The organism is Corynebacterium sp. 22-2729 (genome assembly GCF_053479475.1).
This window is the reverse complement of sequence record NZ_JBRBCA010000004.1, coordinates 124105-140032: the sequence shown is the minus strand read 5'-3', so window position 1 is coordinate 140032 and position 15928 is coordinate 124105. Positions and strand designations below refer to the sequence as shown.

The window sequence follows — 15928 nt, the reverse complement described above, 5'->3', positions numbered from 1 at the left end:
AACCCTCATTAAACCCTGTGTACGTCGATGTCTACGACGCGCTTCGTCCCATGGCCGTAGATTCGCGCCCACTCCGCCGGGTTCGTGGTGTCCGGCAGGTCCTCGGAATCGGCTACCTCTGCACGCACGGCCTCGGTCACGTGCTCTGGGCGCATGCCGTCGGAACCCTTATGCAGCGCGTCCTTGATAGCCAGCGTCTTCGCCCGATCCACGATGTTTGCCAACATTGCGCCGGAGACGAAATCTGCCCAGTACAGATCATCGCTCGTACCGTCGGCGTAGTGCAGCGTGACATAACGGTGCGTCTCATCCCGGGCGAATAGCTCCTCGACAATGCTGCGTCGCAGGGAGGCGACGGCGGCTTCGTCGGAACCGGCTGCAGCGGAGAAGTCGGCGTCAATAGGAAGAGAAGCGTCGAGATGCTTGGATAGGATCGCTTCCGCGCCTTCCGCATCGGGGCGGGCAATACGGATTTTTACGTCGAGTCGGCCAGGGCGCAGGATGGCCGGGTCGATAAGCTCCTCGCGGTTCGATGCGCCGATGATGATGACATTGCCCGCGGCCTCCACACCGTCGAGCTCGGCGAGGAGCTGCGGAACGACTGTGGACTCCATATCAGAGCTCACACCGGTGCCGCGCGTGCGGAACAGCGCCTCCATCTCGTCGAAAAAGACGATCACCGGACGGCCGGAGCTAGCCACGCGGCGAGCCTGCTCGAAGATCAACCGGATCTGGCGCTCGGTCTCGCCGACGAATTTGTTCAGCAGCTCGGGTCCCTTGATGTTGAGGAAATAAGGGGAATCTGATTGCGCCAGAGAGTTCGCCACGGCCTTGGCAATGAGTGTCTTGCCATTACCGGGCGGGCCATAGAGCAGCACTCCCTTCGGCGGTCGAAGCCCGTAACGAGTGTAGATCTCGGGATGCAGGAACGGCAGTTCGACCGCGTCGCGGATCTGGGTGATCTGCTGGCCCAGGCCACCAATGTCGTCATAGGTGACATCCGGAACTTCCTCCAGGATGAGGTTGTTCGTCTCGGCTCGGGGCACTGCCTCGAAAGCCCAGCCGGATTTGCGATCCACAATGACGGAATCGCCGGTGGCCACGGTGCCAGCCAGTTCTGTGGTGGCCTTGACCACGAACTCCTCGCCCACCTTGTCGGCGATAATTAGGCGGTTACCCGTGACCTCCACTACCTGCGCGATATCGCCGAAGTCCGGTTGCCCCGTGACCTCCACGACCTGCTGGCCCTCCCCGAGGCGCACCATCGCGCCGGGAACTAGCTCGTGCTGTGGCACATGCGGCGAGACCATGAGCCGCATCCGGCGACCAGCCGTAAAGACCTCCGCACTGAGATCGCGGTTGGTTTCCAGCAGGGTGCCGTAGGTACTGGGAGGTTCGGCCAGGGCTTCCAACCGGCCGTTCATTTCCTCCAGCTTCGCACGGCTGGCCTGCAGCAGCTCCACGAGTTTCGCGTTGCGCGCGCCGAGTTGCCGATTGGCGACCTGCAGCTCGCGCAGAGTTTGAGGTCCTTCCGCTGATGTGTGCTCGGTCATACTGACCAGTCTACTAACGGCGGGCGCGGCGTTGCGGTCGAGGTGCGGTGACGCCATCAGCCAGCCTGCGAGCCAGGATCAGAAATGCCGTGTGCGCGTTCATCCGGTGTTCGGGGCGGGTGGCCAGGCCGTCGACCTTCCACTCTCGTACCAGGGATTCCCACGCTTTGGGCTCGGTAAAGCAGCCGGTTTCGCGGATGCCCTCCATGACCTTCATGAGCTGCGGGACGGTGGCGACATAAGTCATAAATACGCCACCGGGAATAAGCACGTCCTTGACGGTATCCAGCATCTCCCAGGGCTCCAGCATGTCCAGCAGCACGCGGTCGACGTCGCCGACATCCTCCTTAGTGACGGTCTTTAAGTCACCCAGACGTAGATCCCAATTATCGGGGTGGCCACCGAAGTAGTCCTCCACATTGTCCTTGGCATAGGCCAGGTGATCTTCGCGGATTTCATAGCTAATGACCTTGCCTTTCGGTCCGACGGCGCGCAGCAGCCACGTACTCATGGCACCGGAGCCCGCGCCGGCCTCCAGTACGGTCGCGCCGGGGAAGATATCGCCTTCCACGAGGATCTGAGCGGCATCCTTTGGATAGATCACCGCTGCGCCACGAGGCATGGAAAGCACGTGGTCAACCAGCAGGTGACGGAAGCACAGGTACTCGCCTGCACCGGAGGACTTCACTACGGTTCCTTCATGCTGACCGATAATGTCGTCATGGCGGATCTCGCCCTTGTGGGTGAAGAAGCTTTCGCCTTGTGCGAGGGTAATTGTGAAGTGCCGGCGCTTGGCGTCGGTGAGCTGCACGCGGTCGCCTTCGGTGAAACGTCCGGAATAAGCCATATGGGATCTTCCTTCCTGCTTTAAGGGATCTGGTTCATTTTACTAGGCTGGTCAGGGTGATTAAGAAACTAGCCCTCTCCCCCTCCCGCGCCAACGACTACAAGCAGTGCCCGCTGCTGTATCGCTTCCGGGCGATTGACAAGTTGGAGGAGCCAAGCACCGTCGCACAGGTAAAGGGAACTCTGGTACATGCGGTGCTGGAGAATCTGCACCAGCTGCCACGGGAGCAGCGGACCTATCCGGCAGCGGTGAAGATGATCCGACCGGAGTGGGAGAAGATGCTGGCCAAAGACGACGAACTGGCCGAGCTGGTGCCGGAGCAATCCACTCTGGAATTTTGGGAGGAATGTCGCGAGCTGGTTAAGGGCTATTTTCAGATGGAAAACCCGGAGGGTTTTGACGCCCACGAGTGCGAACAATACGTGAATCTGACGCTGCCAAACGATGTCCCGGTGCGCGGTTTCATCGACCGGGTTGATATTGCCGAAACCGGTCAGGTGCGCGTGGTGGACTATAAGACCGGTAAGAAACCCGCGCCGCGTTTCGCCGATACTGCCCGATTCCAGATGCTGTTTTACGCCTTAGTGTGGTGGCGCATGACTGGCGAACTACCCACTCAGCTGCGATTGATGTATCTGAAAGTCAGCGACGATATGGTGCTGAGCCCCACTGCTGCGGAACTGGTTGCGTTTGAGCGTGAATTAGGCGAGCTGTGGCAGCGGATTATGTCTGATGTACGCAGCGGAGATTTCCAGCCGCGTACGACCAAGCTATGCGGTTGGTGCCATTTTCAAGACCTCTGCCCGGCCTTTGGTGGCACCCCGCCGGACTATCCCTCGGAGTTTTCCTCGCTGTAGTCCGTGTACAGCTTGCCCTGGAATGTCGGGTTCAGCAGGTTCTCCGGGCTCAAGACCTCGTCGAGGGTCTTTTCGTCAAGCAGGTCCATTTCCAGCACCAGGTCGCGCACGGACTTGCCAGTGCGGGCGGCCTCCTTACCGATCTTGTCACCGTTGTGGTGGCCGATCAGCGGGTTCAAGTAGGTAACGATGCCGATGGAGTTTTCCACGTACTTGCGGCAGACATCGGCGTTGGCGGTGATGTCCACGACGCAAAGGGCACGCAGAGTGGTGCAGGCCCGGGCCAGGAAACGCACAGACTCGAAGACGCACTGTGCGATGACGGGCTCCATGACATTCAGCTGCAACTGACCGGACTCCGCGGCCATGGACACGGTCTGGTCGTTGCCGAAGACCTTGAAGCAGATCTGATTGACGACCTCGGGGATCACTGGGTTGACCTTGGCGGGCATGATGGACGAGCCCGCCTGTCGCTCCGGCAGGTTGATCTCATTGAGGCCAGCGCGTGGGCCAGAGGACAGCAGGCGCAGGTCGTTACAGATCTTGGACAGCTTCATGGCCACGCGCTTCACTGCGGCGTGAGCGTTGACATAGGCGCCGGTGTCGCTGGTTGCCTCGATGAGGTCGCGGGCGGGCTCGATCTTCAGTCCACTGACTTCGCTCAGCGCGCGGATGACAGCGCTCTGGTAACCGGGTGGGGTGTTGACGCCGGTACCGATGGCGGTGGCGCCGAGGTTCATCTCACGGAGCTGAGCCTGCGCGCGTTCCAGCTGTAGGCGCTCCTCGGCGATGTTGTAGCCAAAAGCGCGGAACTCCTGACCGAGGGACATCGGCACCGCATCCTGTAGCTGGGTGCGCCCCATTTTGAGGATGTTGCGGAATTCGTGACCCTTCGCCAGGAAGGCGCGCTCCAGGGCATCGAGGTGCATGATGAGCTGGTCGATGGCGAAGTGCAGACCCAGGCGGAAGCCGGTCGGATACGCATCGTTGGTGGACTGGGACATGTTGACGTCATCGTTGGGGTTGATGATGTCGTAGGAGCCCTTCGGATGGCCGAGGTATTCCAATGCCAGGTTGGCGATGACTTCATTGGTGTTCATGTTCACACTGGTGCCGGCGCCACCCTGGAATACGTCGATCGGGAACTGATCCATGCAACGGTGCTCTTCCAACACCTGATCGCAAGCCCAGATAATGGCCTTCGCCTTCTCATCTGGCAGGGCGAAGACCTCATTGTTGGCAATCGCGGTGGCCTTCTTCACCATCACCATGCCGCGGATAAACTCCGGAATCTGGTTGATAGTGGTGCGGGAAACCTGGAAGTTATCGACCGCGCGGAGGGTGTGCACGCCGTAATAAGCGTGATCCGGAACCTCCATGGTTCCCAGGAGATCTTCCTCGGTGCGGAAGCTCTTTGCAGCTCGCGCCAGCTGGGAGTGTGTTTCAGCCGACGTGATGATATCGGTGGAGCTGACGACATTGTCGCCGTGAACCTTTGCCGCTGCTGCAGAGGGGATTGGTTGATCAGTCACGATTCGTCCTCATGGGTGTTGGGGATAAAGATCTTTCCCCTACCCTAACGAATTGTGACTAGATGCGAGCAATCCGTATGTCGGTGGCCAAAATAGCCTCTGCGCCGAGGGCAGAAAGTTCGTCCATTAGGGAGTTTGCCTGCGTTTTCGGCACCATTGCACGGACGGCTACCCAGCTGTCGTTGGCCAGAGGGGATACGGTTGGAGCGGACAAGCCCGGGGTGATGGCAGCAACCTTCTCAAGGTTCTTGCGATCCACGTTGTAGTCCAGCATTACGTAGTTGTGTGCGTGCAGAATGCCCTGGATACGGTTGATCAACACTTGCTGCTCAGCGGTGACCTCCGCTCCCTTTCGCCCTACAATTACGGCCTCGGAGACACACAGCGCGTCGCCGAAGGGCTTGAGTCCCTGCTGGCGCAAGGTACGACCGGTGGAGACCACATCGGCGATGACATCCGCTACGCCCAGGCGGATAGAAATCTCAACAGCTCCGTCCAGACGGATCACCTGCGCATCTAGACCGCGTGCGGCGAGATCCTTGCGCACCAAGTTTGGGTAACTCGTGGCAATGCGCTTCCCATCAAGCTGCTCCACCGTCCACTCTTCATCCTTCGGGGCGGCGTAGCGGAACGTCGAGGCGCCAAAACCCAGAGCCAGCAGCTCGTCGACCTCTTCTCGGGTATCGGCGGCCAAGTCACGACCGGTAATACCGATGTCCAGGTGTCCGGAGGCAATGTAAATGGCAATGTCCTTAGGGCGCAGGAAGTAAAACTCCACGCCATTGGCCTCGTCGGTGATCGTCAGAGACTTGGAATCACCTCGGGTGGCATAGCCAGCTTCCTTCAGGATGGATGTTGCCTTCTCGGACAGGGAGCCCTTGTTGGGCACTGCGACGCGCAGCATGATCGTCGTGACTGCCTTTCTTGCTTAGAGGAACTTGTAGACGTCAGCGGGAGTCAGGCCCCGGCCAACCATGACTACCTGTAGCCAGTACAGAAGCTGGGAAATCTCCTCGGCCAGCTCCTCATCGGACTCGTACTCCGCGGCTAGCCATACCTCACCAGCCTCCTCAACGATCTTCTTGCCCTGGAAATGCACTCCGGCGTCCAGAGCCTTGACCGTGCCAGACCCTTCCGGGCGCTCCTGGGCGCGGGAAGAAAGCTCAGCGAAAAGGGAATCGAAGGTTTTGAGTTCTTGTTCGTTTACGTCGTCCACGTCATCTATTGTGGCAGATCGCACACCAGCCGGTGCAGTGTGCCCTAGGTCTGCGTAGATCTGGCGCAGATCATGTAGCGTGAAGCCTTCCAGATCCTGCACTCCCCCGCGCAGCTCAGCCAAGGTGTGCACATTATCGGGAATTGCGGTGCCTGCGTCCGTTGGGGCTCCAAGCACTCGGCAGCCAGCATCCCGCGCGGCAGTCATACCGGTTGTGGAATCCTCCACTACCAGGCATTCATCCGGCGAAAAGCCAAAGCGCTCGGCAGCGGTGGCATAGATATCAGGGGCGGGCTTGCCATGTGGAACCTCGTCGCCGCACAGGGTGAAGTCGAAAAATTCCCGTCCGATGGATTCCAGGGAGAGCTCCGTCAACGCGCGGTTGGTATTGGTTACCAACGCCATGGGGAAACCGGTGGCTTTGGCCTCGGTGAGAATGTCCCGGATCCCAGGGCGGAACTCTAATTGCCGCGATAGGAGCTCGCCGACGCGCGTGTACATAAAGTTCAACCACTCCGCCTTGGCGGCGTCATCGAGTACTAACCCCGCATGCTCGGCGCAAATTTCGACGGTTGTGGGGGTTGTCGCGCCCACCGTCCGCTCGCGGACCTCGGGCGTTAGCGGACGCCCCATTTTCTCGCCCATTTCGAAAGTTGCGATGCCCCATAGCGGTTCGGAATCGACCAGGGTGCCGTCCATGTCCCAAAGTATTGCTTTCATGATGAGCCTCAGTTTAGGACAAACCCGTCGCCCGCCCTCGACCATATGCGATAGTAAGTGACGTAGGACACACCTATGAAAGGAACAGCATGAGCGAGCAGTCGGCTTACTTCATACCTGGCGAGGCTAAGGAAGAAGGTGGCCAGATATACCGCAACTATCACCCCACCCGTCACACCGAAAGTCCATGGGGGCCGGGCTTTCAACACGGCTCCCCTCCTGCGGCACTCATCGCCACTGTATTGGAGGACGGTGCGCGCGATGCTGGACTGTCTTTGCAGGAAGGCCGCTTCAGCCGCATGACCGTGGAAATCCTCGGCGCCGTGCCACTGGGCGAGTTGCAAACCACTGCCCGGGTGGTGCGTCCGGGAAAGCGCATCAGCTTCCTCGAGGCAGTCGTCACAGACGTCACGGGCCGTGAGTACATCCGCGGCTCCGGATGGTGGATTCGCCGCGGGGACACCACGGAAATTGAGCGCACCGTCGGTGAGTCCATGCCCGGCCCACACGCTGCCGAGGACGGAACCGAGTTCCTCGAACGCTGGGCAAGCGGCTATATCGATTCGATCGATGTACGCAAGGCAGACCTGGAAGACAGCCAGCTGGAGGTTGCCACAAAGCGCAACCCCGCAATCTACTGGTCGCGTACGCAGCTGCCTGCTGTGGCTGGCAAGGAAGATTCCACCTGGGTACGGCTCATGAAGACCGTGGACATTGCCAATGGCCTGAACAACCTATTGGATACCGACAAGTGGACGTACATGAACGTCGATACCACCGTCTACCTGCACCACGAGATGCGCGGTGACTGGCTGGGGCTAAGCGCCGAGGCGAACTATGGTACCGACGGCATTGGTACGACGGTCACCCGCATCTATGACCAACAGGGGCTCATCGGCACCTGCAACCAGGCAATTATGCTGGCGCCGCGTTAGCTTTCGCAGACGGCCTCGGCCTGGTTGGCCACGAAGATCTCATCGGCATCGAGATCCACGGCCAACTTCTCGACCAGGGCGAGCAGATCCTTGATCTCCTCGTCCTCTAACAGCGCGTCCTCGTGACGGGCGGAAAGCTCCTTGAGCTTCGAAATGTGCTGCGTGATGACAGTGGTGATCGCCAAAGTGGTGGCGTTGGGCTGCTCCTCCGCACTGTCCTCAGTGTTTTGCAGCTGCAAGGTAGCGGCGATCTTGTTCAACTCTGCCTCGTCGCTAGCTGCCACGGACTGTGCAGCCTGCAGCATACCGTCGATGATTCCCTCGGCTTCGTCCACCGCAGACTCCGGGTACGGAGCCTCCCAGAATTCGCGATCCTCGTCACGGAGGTAACTTCCCGTAGCCATTTGGCGCAGGTTGTCGATGAACTCTTCACGGGCATCGGTGGTGGCTGTGCTCAGCTGTGTGGTGCTCATAAGAGATAGTGTGCCCTCTAAACGCTAGAGGCGCACGCCCAACAGCGCATCGATAGCGGTTTTTATTTCTGACGCCGCAGCCTCATCCCCTGCCGCGCCCGGCTTAACTGCCACTGCCCAGTCGTCGAGAGCCTCCAATGCGCCTGCGGTATCGAGGTCATTAGCCAGACAGCGACGCACGGTGGCGACGAGCTCACGAGCCTCATCCAGGCTGGTGGAGCCCGTGGCTAGGGCTTGCCGCCAGAGGGCAATCCGATGTTCGGCTTGTGCCAGCACATCGCCGGTCCAGTCGCGGTCTTGACGATAGTGGCCCGCGTACACCCCGAGGCGAATCGCAGCCGGTTCGTGTCCGGCGGCAGTGAGCTTGGAAACAAAAACGAGGTTGCCCAGGGACTTGCTCATCTTCGTCCCGTTTAGACCGATCATGCCGGTGTGTACATAGTGGTGCGCCATGCGCTCTACCTCGTGGGCTGCTTCTGCATGGGTGGCGGAAAACTCATGGTGTGGAAAGCGTAGGTCGCTGCCACCGCCCTGGATGGCAAATGGTGCGCCCAGACGATTCACCGCAATGGCTGAGCATTCGATGTGCCAGCCGGGGCGTCCAGGGCCAAAGTGCGAATCCCACTTCGGCTCCCCTTCCCGGTGCGCGCGCCACAGGAGCGCGTCCATCGGGTGGCGCTTGCCGGGGCGTTCCGGGTCTCCCCCGCGTTCGGCAAAGAACTCGGCCATCTGCTCCTCGTTATAGCGTGACTCGTAACCAAACTGCGGCAAGAAGGTGTAGTCAGCGTAGATGTCCGGGTACTCGTCATCTTCCAGCTGGTAAGCAGCGCCGACCTCCAGGAGCTTGGCCACCATCTCGATAACCTCGTCGATGGATTCCATCGCGCCAATATAGTCGCGGGGCGGAATGACGGCTAGATCCTTCATATCGGAGCGGAACAGGTCAATTTGGCTGCTTCCCAGATCCTGCCAATCAACCCCGTCACGTTCAGCGCGTTCGAACAACGGATCGTCCACGTCGGTGATGTTTTGTACGAAGTGCACGCTGTGCCCCGCAGTGCGCAGATAGCGGTGAATCAGATCGAAGGTGAGATAAGTCGCGGCATGCCCCAGATGAGTTGAATCGTATGGGGTGATGCCGCAGACATACATACCTACCTCGTCTCCGGAGAGGTCGACGGGCTTGAGAGCATCGTCGGCAGTGTCATACAGGCGAAGCTGTGGGGCTTCGCCCGGCAGCTGTGGGACTTCCGGTTCCGGCCAAGAGTGCATGGGAATCGATTCTAAGCTTGCAGCACGCCGAATGCGAGTAGACCCATTACGGCCAGGCCTAGCGGGATACGCCACAGTGCAAACCAGGCAAAGGAGTGGTGGGCCACGAACTTCAGCAGCCACGCAATAGACGCATAGCCCACTGCAAAGGCAATCGCCGTGCCCACGAACAGCTGGGCGCCCGAGGCGGCCTGACCGGCATCGGGGCTAAAGGCGTCGGGAAGAGAAAAAAGCCCCGAGGCCAGAACGGCAGGGATGGCGAGCAAGAAAGAGTAACGGGTGGCGACCTCACGGTCGAGGTTGAGGAAGAGTCCCGCCGAGACGGTGCCGCCGGAGCGGGAAACACCCGGGATTAGTGCCAGGCACTGAGCGAAACCCATGATGATGGAATCACGCATGGTGAGCTCGCCAAAGCTGCGTTCCCGGCGCCCCATACGCTCGGCGAGGATGAACACGAAGGAGAAAACCACGAGCATGGTCGCGGTGATCCACAGGTTGCGTAGGTTATCCCGGATGAGGTCCTTGCCTAGGTAACCCAGAATGGCTACGGGCAGGGTGCCAACGATGACCATCCAGCCCATGCGATAGTCGAATTGGCTGCGGAACTCACGACGGCCGTGCTTACCGGTAAGGTCGGTGATCCATTCCCACATGCCTCGGCACCACGCGCTGGCGATATTCCAGATGTCCTTGGCGAAGAACACCAACACCGCCAGTTCAGTTCCCAGCTGTATGACGGCGGTAAACGATGCTCCGGCATCCTCGCCCCACAGCAAGGTAGAGAAAATGCGTAGGTGTCCAGACGAAGAAACCGGCAGGAACTCCGTTAGGCCCTGGATGAGCGACAGAATGATTGTCTGCGCCCAAGTCATGTCTGTAGTCATGGGGACAAAGCCTAGTCCTTTCGGCCCGCCTTGACGGTGTGACGTGGCCGGGCTGGTAGCGTTGGTGTTTGTGAATGTGCACGTCAATCGCTTTACCCGTACCTTTTGTATGACCGCCGTGGCTGCTCTGGCCATGGGAACCCTTTCCGCCTGTGGATCCGATGACACTGTCGAGGACGCGCCGGTTGCCGGTGAACCTGCAGAGCCACAGGATGGACCTGATTCCGCGCCCGGATCTGGTGATTCTGTAGACGTGAAGAGCCCGGTACTAGGTGCCGCGCGCGTTGGCCTTTCTGCCGACGAGAACGCACCGGGTGCAAATGCGGTGGCGGTGCTCACGAAGGGCAAAGTGCACTTTATTGACGCCGCGAATCCTAGTGCAGAACCGCGACAGGTAGACGTTGACGATTCCTGTGACAACATCTCCTCCTCCGCCACTGGCGTGGCTGTGGCTTGTCAGGATAAGGCCATTGAGCTGGGCGCAGATGGGAAGGAAAAACGCCACCTGGACGTAGAAGGCAAGGTGACGACCGTGACCTTCCTGGACAATGGCAAGGCCGTGCTGGGCAAAGCGGGAGAAGACAAGGCTCGTTTCTTTGATGACAAGGGTGGAGAGACCGGCAACGCCATTGTGAGCCGCAGCCTGGACCAGGTTGTATTGGTCAAACCGCATGACCGTGGCCAGCGCGCAGCACTGATTGACCGCGGGCAAACCAGCATCAACGATGTGGACGTGGACGATGGTTCGTTGAACGCTTCTCTCCGTATCGGACAGGGTGTGGGGCAGGTTGCCTCTGGGCGTGGCGACGACGGTGTGGTTGTGGCCAGCGATGCTCGTCAAGGACAACTGCTGATCTACACCATGAATGATGTGGTGCGTCTACACCAGGCCACTCCGATCAAGACACCCTGGGGTGTCACATGGGATGCACAGCGGAAGCTGGCGTGGGTGTCCTCCACCAGTAGTAACGACGTCAAGGCCTATCGCATCGACAGTGGCGTGCCAGTAAAGGCTGCCCAGGTAAAGACTCAGAGCAAGGTTCGCGGGGTTTTCGACGCTGCTAATGGGGCGCTGGTGACTGTGGCGGAAAACGGCAAGGTGAACATCCTCAGTGCGAAGGAGATTGAGGAGAACCTCAAGTCGATGAAGAGCCAGGCCAAGGATGACTATCCGGTGAAGCGGGACTAGAAACGGGACGAAAAAGAGGAGCACACAATGTTGAAGAAGATCCGCCACAGCGCTTACCAAGCTGCGCTGAAGGGAATGTTTACGCTGCGCCCCGAGCGCATTCATGGGCTGATGTCCCGAGGCCTGCAGCAGGTGGCCGGCTCCAGGACGGCGCTGTCGGCACTCGATGGGACGCTAGTCGTGCACGATGAATCGCTGAGTCAGAAGATTGCCGGGTTGAATTTCCCCCGGCCGCTTGGCCTAGCCGCGGGCTTCGACAAGAACGCCAAGGAAGTCAACGCGTGGGGGCCGCTGGGCTTCGGCTTCGCAGAGATCGGCACCGTTACCGCATTGGCGCAGCCGGGTAATCCTACCCCACGCCTGTTCCGACTTCCGGCGGACAAGGCAATCCTCAACCGAATGGGGTTCAACAATGAGGGGTCTCGTGCCGCGGCCATGCGCCTACAGAAGCGCAACACTGACATTCCGGTGGGCGCGAACCTGGGTAAGTCCAAGATCGTGGCCGCCGAACTTGCGGATCGCGACTACCGTGAGTCCGCTAAAGCTATCGGTGGGGTGGCCGACTACTTGGTCATCAACGTCTCCTCCCCCAACACCCCGGGTTTGCGGGATCTACAGGCCGTGGAATCACTGCGGCCCATCATCCGCGCTGTACAGGAGGAAAGCTCCAAACCTTTGTTCGTAAAGATCGCCCCAGACCTCAGCGACGAGGATATCGACAAGGTCTGCGACCTGGCGATCGAAATGGGAGTGACCGGGTTGATCGCGACGAACACCACCATTAGCCGCGAGGGGCTGCAAACCCCAGCGCATGAGGTGCAGGCCATGGGAGCTGGCGGTATCTCCGGTGCGCCAGTGGCGGCCCGCGCACTAGAGGTCTTGCGCCGCTTAGCAGCGCGAGCCGACGGAAAACTAGTGCTAATCGGCGTGGGCGGAATCGACTCTCCGCGTGCAGCATGGGAGCGGATCTGCGCCGGCGCGAGCCTGATCCAGGGGTATACGCCGTTCATCTATGGTGGGCCGGATTGGATCCGCGAGATTCACCTGGGCCTTGCCGCGCAGCTTAAAGCCCACGGCCTGCAGAACATTGCAGAGGCCGTGGGCAGCGAGTTGCCGTGGAAGGAAGCCTAGTTTTCGGCCCAGCCCCACAGAATGCCACGAGCGGTGGCCTTAAAGTTCAGGTTAAAACCGAGGACGGTACAGGTCTGACGGTCGTCGATGTCCAGTTCCTCGCCCACTGCGTGGACCGCGAATAGGTAGCGGTGCGGACCATGACCCGCCGGCGGGTTAGCACCGTAGTAACCCCAGGATCGGGAATCGCCGCGTAGCGCCACTGCTCCTTCTGGTAGGCCACTGAGGTCTGCGTCCCCTGCGCCGAGAGGCAGGGAGGTGACATCCGCTGGAATATTAAAGACTGCCCAGTGCCAGAAGCCACTGGCCGTAGGGGCGTCGGGATCAAAACAGGTCACCGCGTACGTCTTGGTGCCCTCTGGCCCCTTAGACCAGCTCAGCTGGGGCGAAACATCGTTGCCGCCCAGTTGATCCTCCGGCAGGCGATCGCCGTCAGCAAAGGTTTCGCTGGTCACCTGCAACGGCGGCAGATCCGTCAGAGGCGCGTAGGGATCGGGGCCGGGGAAGCGATCATCGATGTAGGTGGGCTGGTGTTGTGCATTGTTATCGGACATAGCACCACGCTAGTCAAAGCTTCTCGCGGGTGCACTAAAGTGCTTATTCCAACACAACTATCTCGTTCTGACCTGCGTATTTGTGTAAATCCCGCCCTTGGCATTAAAGTGACGGGAGTTGCTACCACACATGTGGTGAGCGCCTAACCTTGTCCGGGTGGCGGAATGGCAGACGCGCTAGCTTGAGGTGCTAGTGTCCTATTAACGGACGTGGGGGTTCAAGTCCCCCTCCGGACACAACATGAAAATCCCACGCTTTGTAGCCAGCGCCTTCAGCGCGTGGTGGGGGTTGAAGCTACGGTATCGCTTTCTAAGCGTTCTCGTACCCATTCTTCTGGTGGCCTTCGTTTATTTCGTTCCAAAGCCTGCCGTCAGCGATATCCGTGCTTGGGTGGCGTCTACCGGCCCTTGGGCTCCGTTGACCTACCTGCTGCTTATGGTCGGCTTTACACAGCTGCCACTACCCCGCACGATGTGGACTATCGCTGCCGGTGTGATGTTCGGCCCCCTCTGGGGTTCCATTCTGGCTTTAACGGGCGTAGGCATCTCTGGTGCGCTGTCGCTATTTCTGGTGCGTGCAGTGGGAGGCACCTGGGTGGAGAAGAAAACCCGCAGTGATAAGCGCATTCAGCTGCTGCAGGAGCGTATCGCCGAGCGCGGTTGGATTGCTGTTTTGGGCCTGCGTATGGTCCCTCCGATCCCCTTTTCGCTTCTTAACTACGCCTGCGGACTTAGCCTTATACCTTTTGTCCCGTACCTCGCTGCGACGGTTGTGGGATCGGCTCCGAATACGATCGCCACGGCTATGGCCTCTGATGCTCTGGCAACGGGTGGCCGACCCTGGATTCTGCTCGTGAGTTTTGTTGTGGTCTGTGTAGGTTTTGCCCTGGCAGCCAACGAGATTCGGCTCTGGCGACGCCTCAGCAAAGTCAGCAAAGCTAATGAAGTAAATTAATAGTTATGTTTGCCGTGTATGCCGCGTATAGGGGCCGCTCTCAGCGTCGTGGGGAATATGTACGCGATGTCGCGGCGGCGCTGGAGCAGTCCTCGATGGTTGATTCCGTGGAGATGAAGGGCATTGACGACTTCGTCTGTATTGCGCCCGGCCCCGATGAGGCTGGTGGATTGGTGCTCTCTTTACTGCAGGCGGGTGACTTCGCGCTCGGCATTGGCACGGTGGTGTCGGATGTAGATGGTGACGCCCCGTCCTCCGCTGCCGAAGCTATAGGCGCCGCGACGCGCGCGGTTCAGCGCTCTCAGCGCGCAGGCGCAGTCTCGGTACGGATTGAAAAACCTGGGCCGGGAGGAGTTATAGCACCAGGATTGGCTGCGGAAGTGGCCCAGGATATCGCGGCGGCTTTCACCCTTTTGGCGCACGTATTGGCGCGACGTACCAAGGAAGGCCGGGAGGCCACTGCCCTGCTGCGCGCTGGTCATTTGCAGGCCGAGGCCGCGGAGATTGTGGGAATTAGCAAGCAGGCCATGAGCCAGCGGCTGGCCGCCGCCGGGTGGCATGCGGAACAGGCCGGCTGGACTTTGGCGGTGCACATGCTGGCCAGGGCCGATGAGCTAAGAAATTAGCCCTGGTTGTAGGGATTATTGGGGTAATCGCCGGTAGGGTGCTGCTGCTCGGGGGTAGAAGCCGGTGGCTCATCGACCGGATCCACAGGCTTATTTGCCACGGCGTTGGCAGCGGCCACGGCCTCGGCAATCTCCGGCGAAGAAGCAGTGTTGAACCAATCCGAGGAGCTCGACTCGTTGGCCTGCTCGCGAGTGGCGTCATCCACAGGCTTCGGTTCGTAGCGGAACACGCCCTCGTCGTCCTTCTTAGCCAGCGCCTTGGCGAATTGCTCGAGGGAGTCGCCGAATTGCATTGGGATCATCCAGGTCTTGTTGGCCGAGCCCTTCGCCATTTCCGGTAGCTTTTCCAGGTACTGGTAGGCCAGCACCTCCGGAGTTACTTGAGCGGACTTGATGGCAGCATTGACCTTCTGAATTGCCTTGGCTTCGCCCTGTGCCTCGAGGTACCGGGCTGCACGGTTACCTTCGGCACGCAGGATTGCGGCTTGGCGCTCAGCCTCGGCTGCCAGGATGTGTGCGTGCTTCTCGCCTTCGGCGGAAAGAATGCGTGCCTGCTTTTCACCCTCGGCCGTCTTAATGTCCGATTCGCGGCGACCCTCGGCCGTGAGGATCATGGCGCGCTTTTCGCGGTCAGCCTTCATCTGCATCTCCATCGACTGCTGGATGGATGCCGGCGGATCGATGGCTTTTAGTTCAACGCGGGAAATGCGCAGACCCCATTTCGTGGTGGCTGCGTCGAGCTCGCCGCGCAGGCGGCGATTGATGACCTCGCGGGAGGTCAGGGTTTCCTCCAGGGTCATGCCGCCAACCACATCACGCAGGGTAGCCACGGAAATCTGTTCCACGCCCACGATGTAGTTGTTCACGCCGTAAATGGCGCGAGCCGGATCGTTGATCTGGAAGGTCACCACCGTGTCGATGGCGACGGTCAGGTTATCTTGGGTAATTACAGCCTGCGGTGGAAAGCTTACGACCTGCTCACGAGTGTCGACCTTGGCGCGAATACGATCGATAAAGGGGACTAGGAGCGTCAAACCACCAGACACAGTGCGGGTATAAGTACCCAAGCGCTCAATAACGGCCGCCTCGCCCTGCGGGATAAGGGCAACCATTTTGACTACCAGCGTCACGATGATGATCAATAAGACCACCAGGAAAATCGTAAAGTTCATAAGCCTTCAAGC

General features: G+C 59.8%; 16 protein-coding genes and 1 tRNA gene. 7 read left to right on the top strand and 10 right to left on the bottom strand.

What is annotated here, in order from left to right; all coding sequences use genetic code 11:
• Positions 1-8: 8 nt before the first annotated feature.
• Entirely contained in the window at positions 9-1553 is a 1545-nt protein-coding gene (gene arc, locus ACUY2T_RS04250) for a proteasome ATPase (protein WP_448307691.1), read from the bottom strand.
• A 13-nt stretch (positions 1554-1566) separates the two neighbouring features.
• Positions 1567-2400, bottom strand: a complete 834-nt coding sequence (locus ACUY2T_RS04245) for a tRNA (adenine-N1)-methyltransferase (RefSeq protein WP_293791223.1) — start codon at positions 2398-2400, stop codon at positions 1567-1569.
• Positions 2401-2456: 56 nt separating this feature from the next.
• On the opposite strand from ACUY2T_RS04245, the gene ACUY2T_RS04240 reads away from it, so the two are divergent.
• The gene (locus ACUY2T_RS04240; protein WP_448307690.1) at positions 2457-3257 is read left to right on the top strand and encodes a RecB family exonuclease; all 801 of its coding nucleotides are present in this window, start codon (positions 2457-2459) and stop codon (positions 3255-3257) included.
• On the opposite strand, the gene aspA is transcribed toward ACUY2T_RS04240, so the two are convergent.
• From aspA to ACUY2T_RS04225, 3 genes are read right to left on the bottom strand one after another with little or no spacing between them, the layout of a single operon-like run.
• Positions 3230-4789, bottom strand: coding sequence for an aspartate ammonia-lyase (aspA, locus tag ACUY2T_RS04235; RefSeq protein WP_293791225.1), 1560 nt, complete (start codon positions 4787-4789; stop codon positions 3230-3232). The genes ACUY2T_RS04240 and aspA overlap by 28 nt on opposite strands.
• Before the next feature lie 58 nt (positions 4790-4847).
• Positions 4848-5693, bottom strand: a complete 846-nt coding sequence (gene hisG / locus ACUY2T_RS04230) for an ATP phosphoribosyltransferase (RefSeq protein ID WP_293791226.1) — start codon at positions 5691-5693, stop codon at positions 4848-4850.
• 24 nt (positions 5694-5717) lie between these two features.
• Entirely contained in the window at positions 5718-6725 is a 1008-nt protein-coding gene (locus ACUY2T_RS04225; RefSeq protein ID WP_448307689.1) for a phosphoribosyl-ATP diphosphatase, read from the bottom strand.
• An 89-nt stretch (positions 6726-6814) separates the two neighbouring features.
• Between ACUY2T_RS04225 and ACUY2T_RS04220 the strand changes: the two genes are divergently transcribed.
• A complete protein-coding gene (locus tag ACUY2T_RS04220) occupies positions 6815-7660 on the top strand; it encodes a thioesterase family protein (RefSeq protein ID WP_448307688.1) in 846 nt (281 codons plus the stop codon).
• Here the strand turns inward: ACUY2T_RS04220 and ACUY2T_RS04215 are convergent.
• Genes ACUY2T_RS04215 through ACUY2T_RS04205 form a run of 3 tightly spaced genes read right to left on the bottom strand, consistent with a single transcriptional unit; the run spans position 7657 to position 10289 of the window.
• On the bottom strand, positions 7657-8133 hold the full coding sequence (locus ACUY2T_RS04215; RefSeq protein WP_293791229.1) for a hypothetical protein: 477 nt from the start codon (positions 8131-8133) through the stop codon (positions 7657-7659). The genes ACUY2T_RS04220 and ACUY2T_RS04215 overlap by 4 nt on opposite strands.
• A gap of 24 nt (positions 8134-8157) precedes the next feature.
• Positions 8158-9405 (bottom strand): cysteine--1-D-myo-inosityl 2-amino-2-deoxy-alpha-D-glucopyranoside ligase, encoded by a 1248-nt coding sequence (gene mshC, locus ACUY2T_RS04210; RefSeq protein ID WP_448307687.1) that lies wholly within the window; start codon positions 9403-9405, stop codon positions 8158-8160.
• 11 nt (positions 9406-9416) lie between these two features.
• A complete protein-coding gene (locus tag ACUY2T_RS04205) occupies positions 9417-10289 on the bottom strand; it encodes an undecaprenyl-diphosphate phosphatase (RefSeq protein WP_448307686.1) in 873 nt (290 codons plus the stop codon).
• Between the two features lie 70 nt (positions 10290-10359).
• On the opposite strand from ACUY2T_RS04205, the gene ACUY2T_RS04200 reads away from it, so the two are divergent.
• Together ACUY2T_RS04200 and ACUY2T_RS04195 are read left to right on the top strand one after the other, a co-directional pair.
• Positions 10360-11478 carry a hypothetical protein gene (locus ACUY2T_RS04200; protein WP_293791232.1) on the top strand — a complete coding sequence of 373 codons (1119 nt, stop codon included), beginning with the start codon at positions 10360-10362 and terminating at the stop codon, positions 11476-11478.
• A gap of 27 nt (positions 11479-11505) precedes the next feature.
• Positions 11506-12609, top strand: coding sequence for a quinone-dependent dihydroorotate dehydrogenase (locus ACUY2T_RS04195; protein ID WP_448307685.1), 1104 nt, complete (start codon positions 11506-11508; stop codon positions 12607-12609).
• Here ACUY2T_RS04195 and ACUY2T_RS04190 read toward each other — a convergent pair.
• Complete coding sequence (locus ACUY2T_RS04190; protein ID WP_293791234.1) at positions 12606-13163, bottom strand: YbhB/YbcL family Raf kinase inhibitor-like protein; 558 nt, start codon at positions 13161-13163, stop codon at positions 12606-12608. The genes ACUY2T_RS04195 and ACUY2T_RS04190 overlap by 4 nt on opposite strands.
• Positions 13164-13314: 151 nt before the next feature.
• Between ACUY2T_RS04190 and ACUY2T_RS04185 the strand changes: the two genes are divergently transcribed.
• The 3 genes from ACUY2T_RS04185 to ACUY2T_RS04175 all read left to right on the top strand — a co-directional run bounded on the left by ACUY2T_RS04185 (position 13315) and on the right by ACUY2T_RS04175 (position 14744).
• A tRNA-Leu gene (locus ACUY2T_RS04185) sits at positions 13315-13400 on the top strand.
• Between the two features lie 100 nt (positions 13401-13500).
• The gene (locus ACUY2T_RS04180; RefSeq protein WP_448307684.1) at positions 13501-14118 is read left to right on the top strand and encodes a TVP38/TMEM64 family protein; all 618 of its coding nucleotides are present in this window, start codon (positions 13501-13503) and stop codon (positions 14116-14118) included.
• Positions 14119-14123: 5 nt separating this feature from the next.
• A complete protein-coding gene (locus ACUY2T_RS04175; protein ID WP_448307683.1) occupies positions 14124-14744 on the top strand; it encodes a DNA-binding protein in 621 nt (206 codons plus the stop codon).
• Here the strand turns inward: ACUY2T_RS04175 and ACUY2T_RS04170 are convergent.
• The gene (locus ACUY2T_RS04170; protein ID WP_293791237.1) at positions 14741-15916 is read right to left on the bottom strand and encodes an SPFH domain-containing protein; all 1176 of its coding nucleotides are present in this window, start codon (positions 15914-15916) and stop codon (positions 14741-14743) included. The genes ACUY2T_RS04175 and ACUY2T_RS04170 overlap by 4 nt on opposite strands.
• Between the last annotated feature and the right edge of the window lie 12 nt (positions 15917-15928).

Excerpts from the sequence above, each read along its gene's own strand:
- ACUY2T_RS04205 (WP_448307686.1), bottom strand. The coding sequence starts at position 10,289 with ATGACTACAGACATGACTTGGGCGCAGACAATCATTCTGTCGCTCATC.
- mshC (WP_448307687.1), bottom strand. The coding sequence starts at position 9,405 with ATGCACTCTTGGCCGGAACCGGAAGTCCCACAGCTGCCGGGCGAAGCC.
- ACUY2T_RS04215 (WP_293791229.1), bottom strand. The coding sequence starts at position 8,133 with ATGAGCACCACACAGCTGAGCACAGCCACCACCGATGCCCGTGAAGAG.
- hisG (WP_293791226.1), bottom strand. The coding sequence starts at position 5,693 with ATGCTGCGCGTCGCAGTGCCCAACAAGGGCTCCCTGTCCGAGAAGGCA.
- ACUY2T_RS04245 (WP_293791223.1), bottom strand. The coding sequence starts at position 2,400 with ATGGCTTATTCCGGACGTTTCACCGAAGGCGACCGCGTGCAGCTCACC.
- arc (WP_448307691.1), bottom strand. The coding sequence starts at position 1,553 with ATGACCGAGCACACATCAGCGGAAGGACCTCAAACTCTGCGCGAGCTG.
- ACUY2T_RS04195 (WP_448307685.1), top strand. The coding sequence starts at position 11,506 with ATGTTGAAGAAGATCCGCCACAGCGCTTACCAAGCTGCGCTGAAGGGA.
- ACUY2T_RS04225 (WP_448307689.1), bottom strand. The coding sequence starts at position 6,725 with ATGAAAGCAATACTTTGGGACATGGACGGCACCCTGGTCGATTCCGAA.
- ACUY2T_RS04175 (WP_448307683.1), top strand. The coding sequence starts at position 14,124 with ATGTTTGCCGTGTATGCCGCGTATAGGGGCCGCTCTCAGCGTCGTGGG.
- ACUY2T_RS04190 (WP_293791234.1), bottom strand. The coding sequence starts at position 13,163 with ATGTCCGATAACAATGCACAACACCAGCCCACCTACATCGATGATCGC.
- ACUY2T_RS04220 (WP_448307688.1), top strand. The coding sequence starts at position 6,815 with ATGAGCGAGCAGTCGGCTTACTTCATACCTGGCGAGGCTAAGGAAGAA.
- ACUY2T_RS04170 (WP_293791237.1), bottom strand. The coding sequence starts at position 15,916 with ATGAACTTTACGATTTTCCTGGTGGTCTTATTGATCATCATCGTGACG.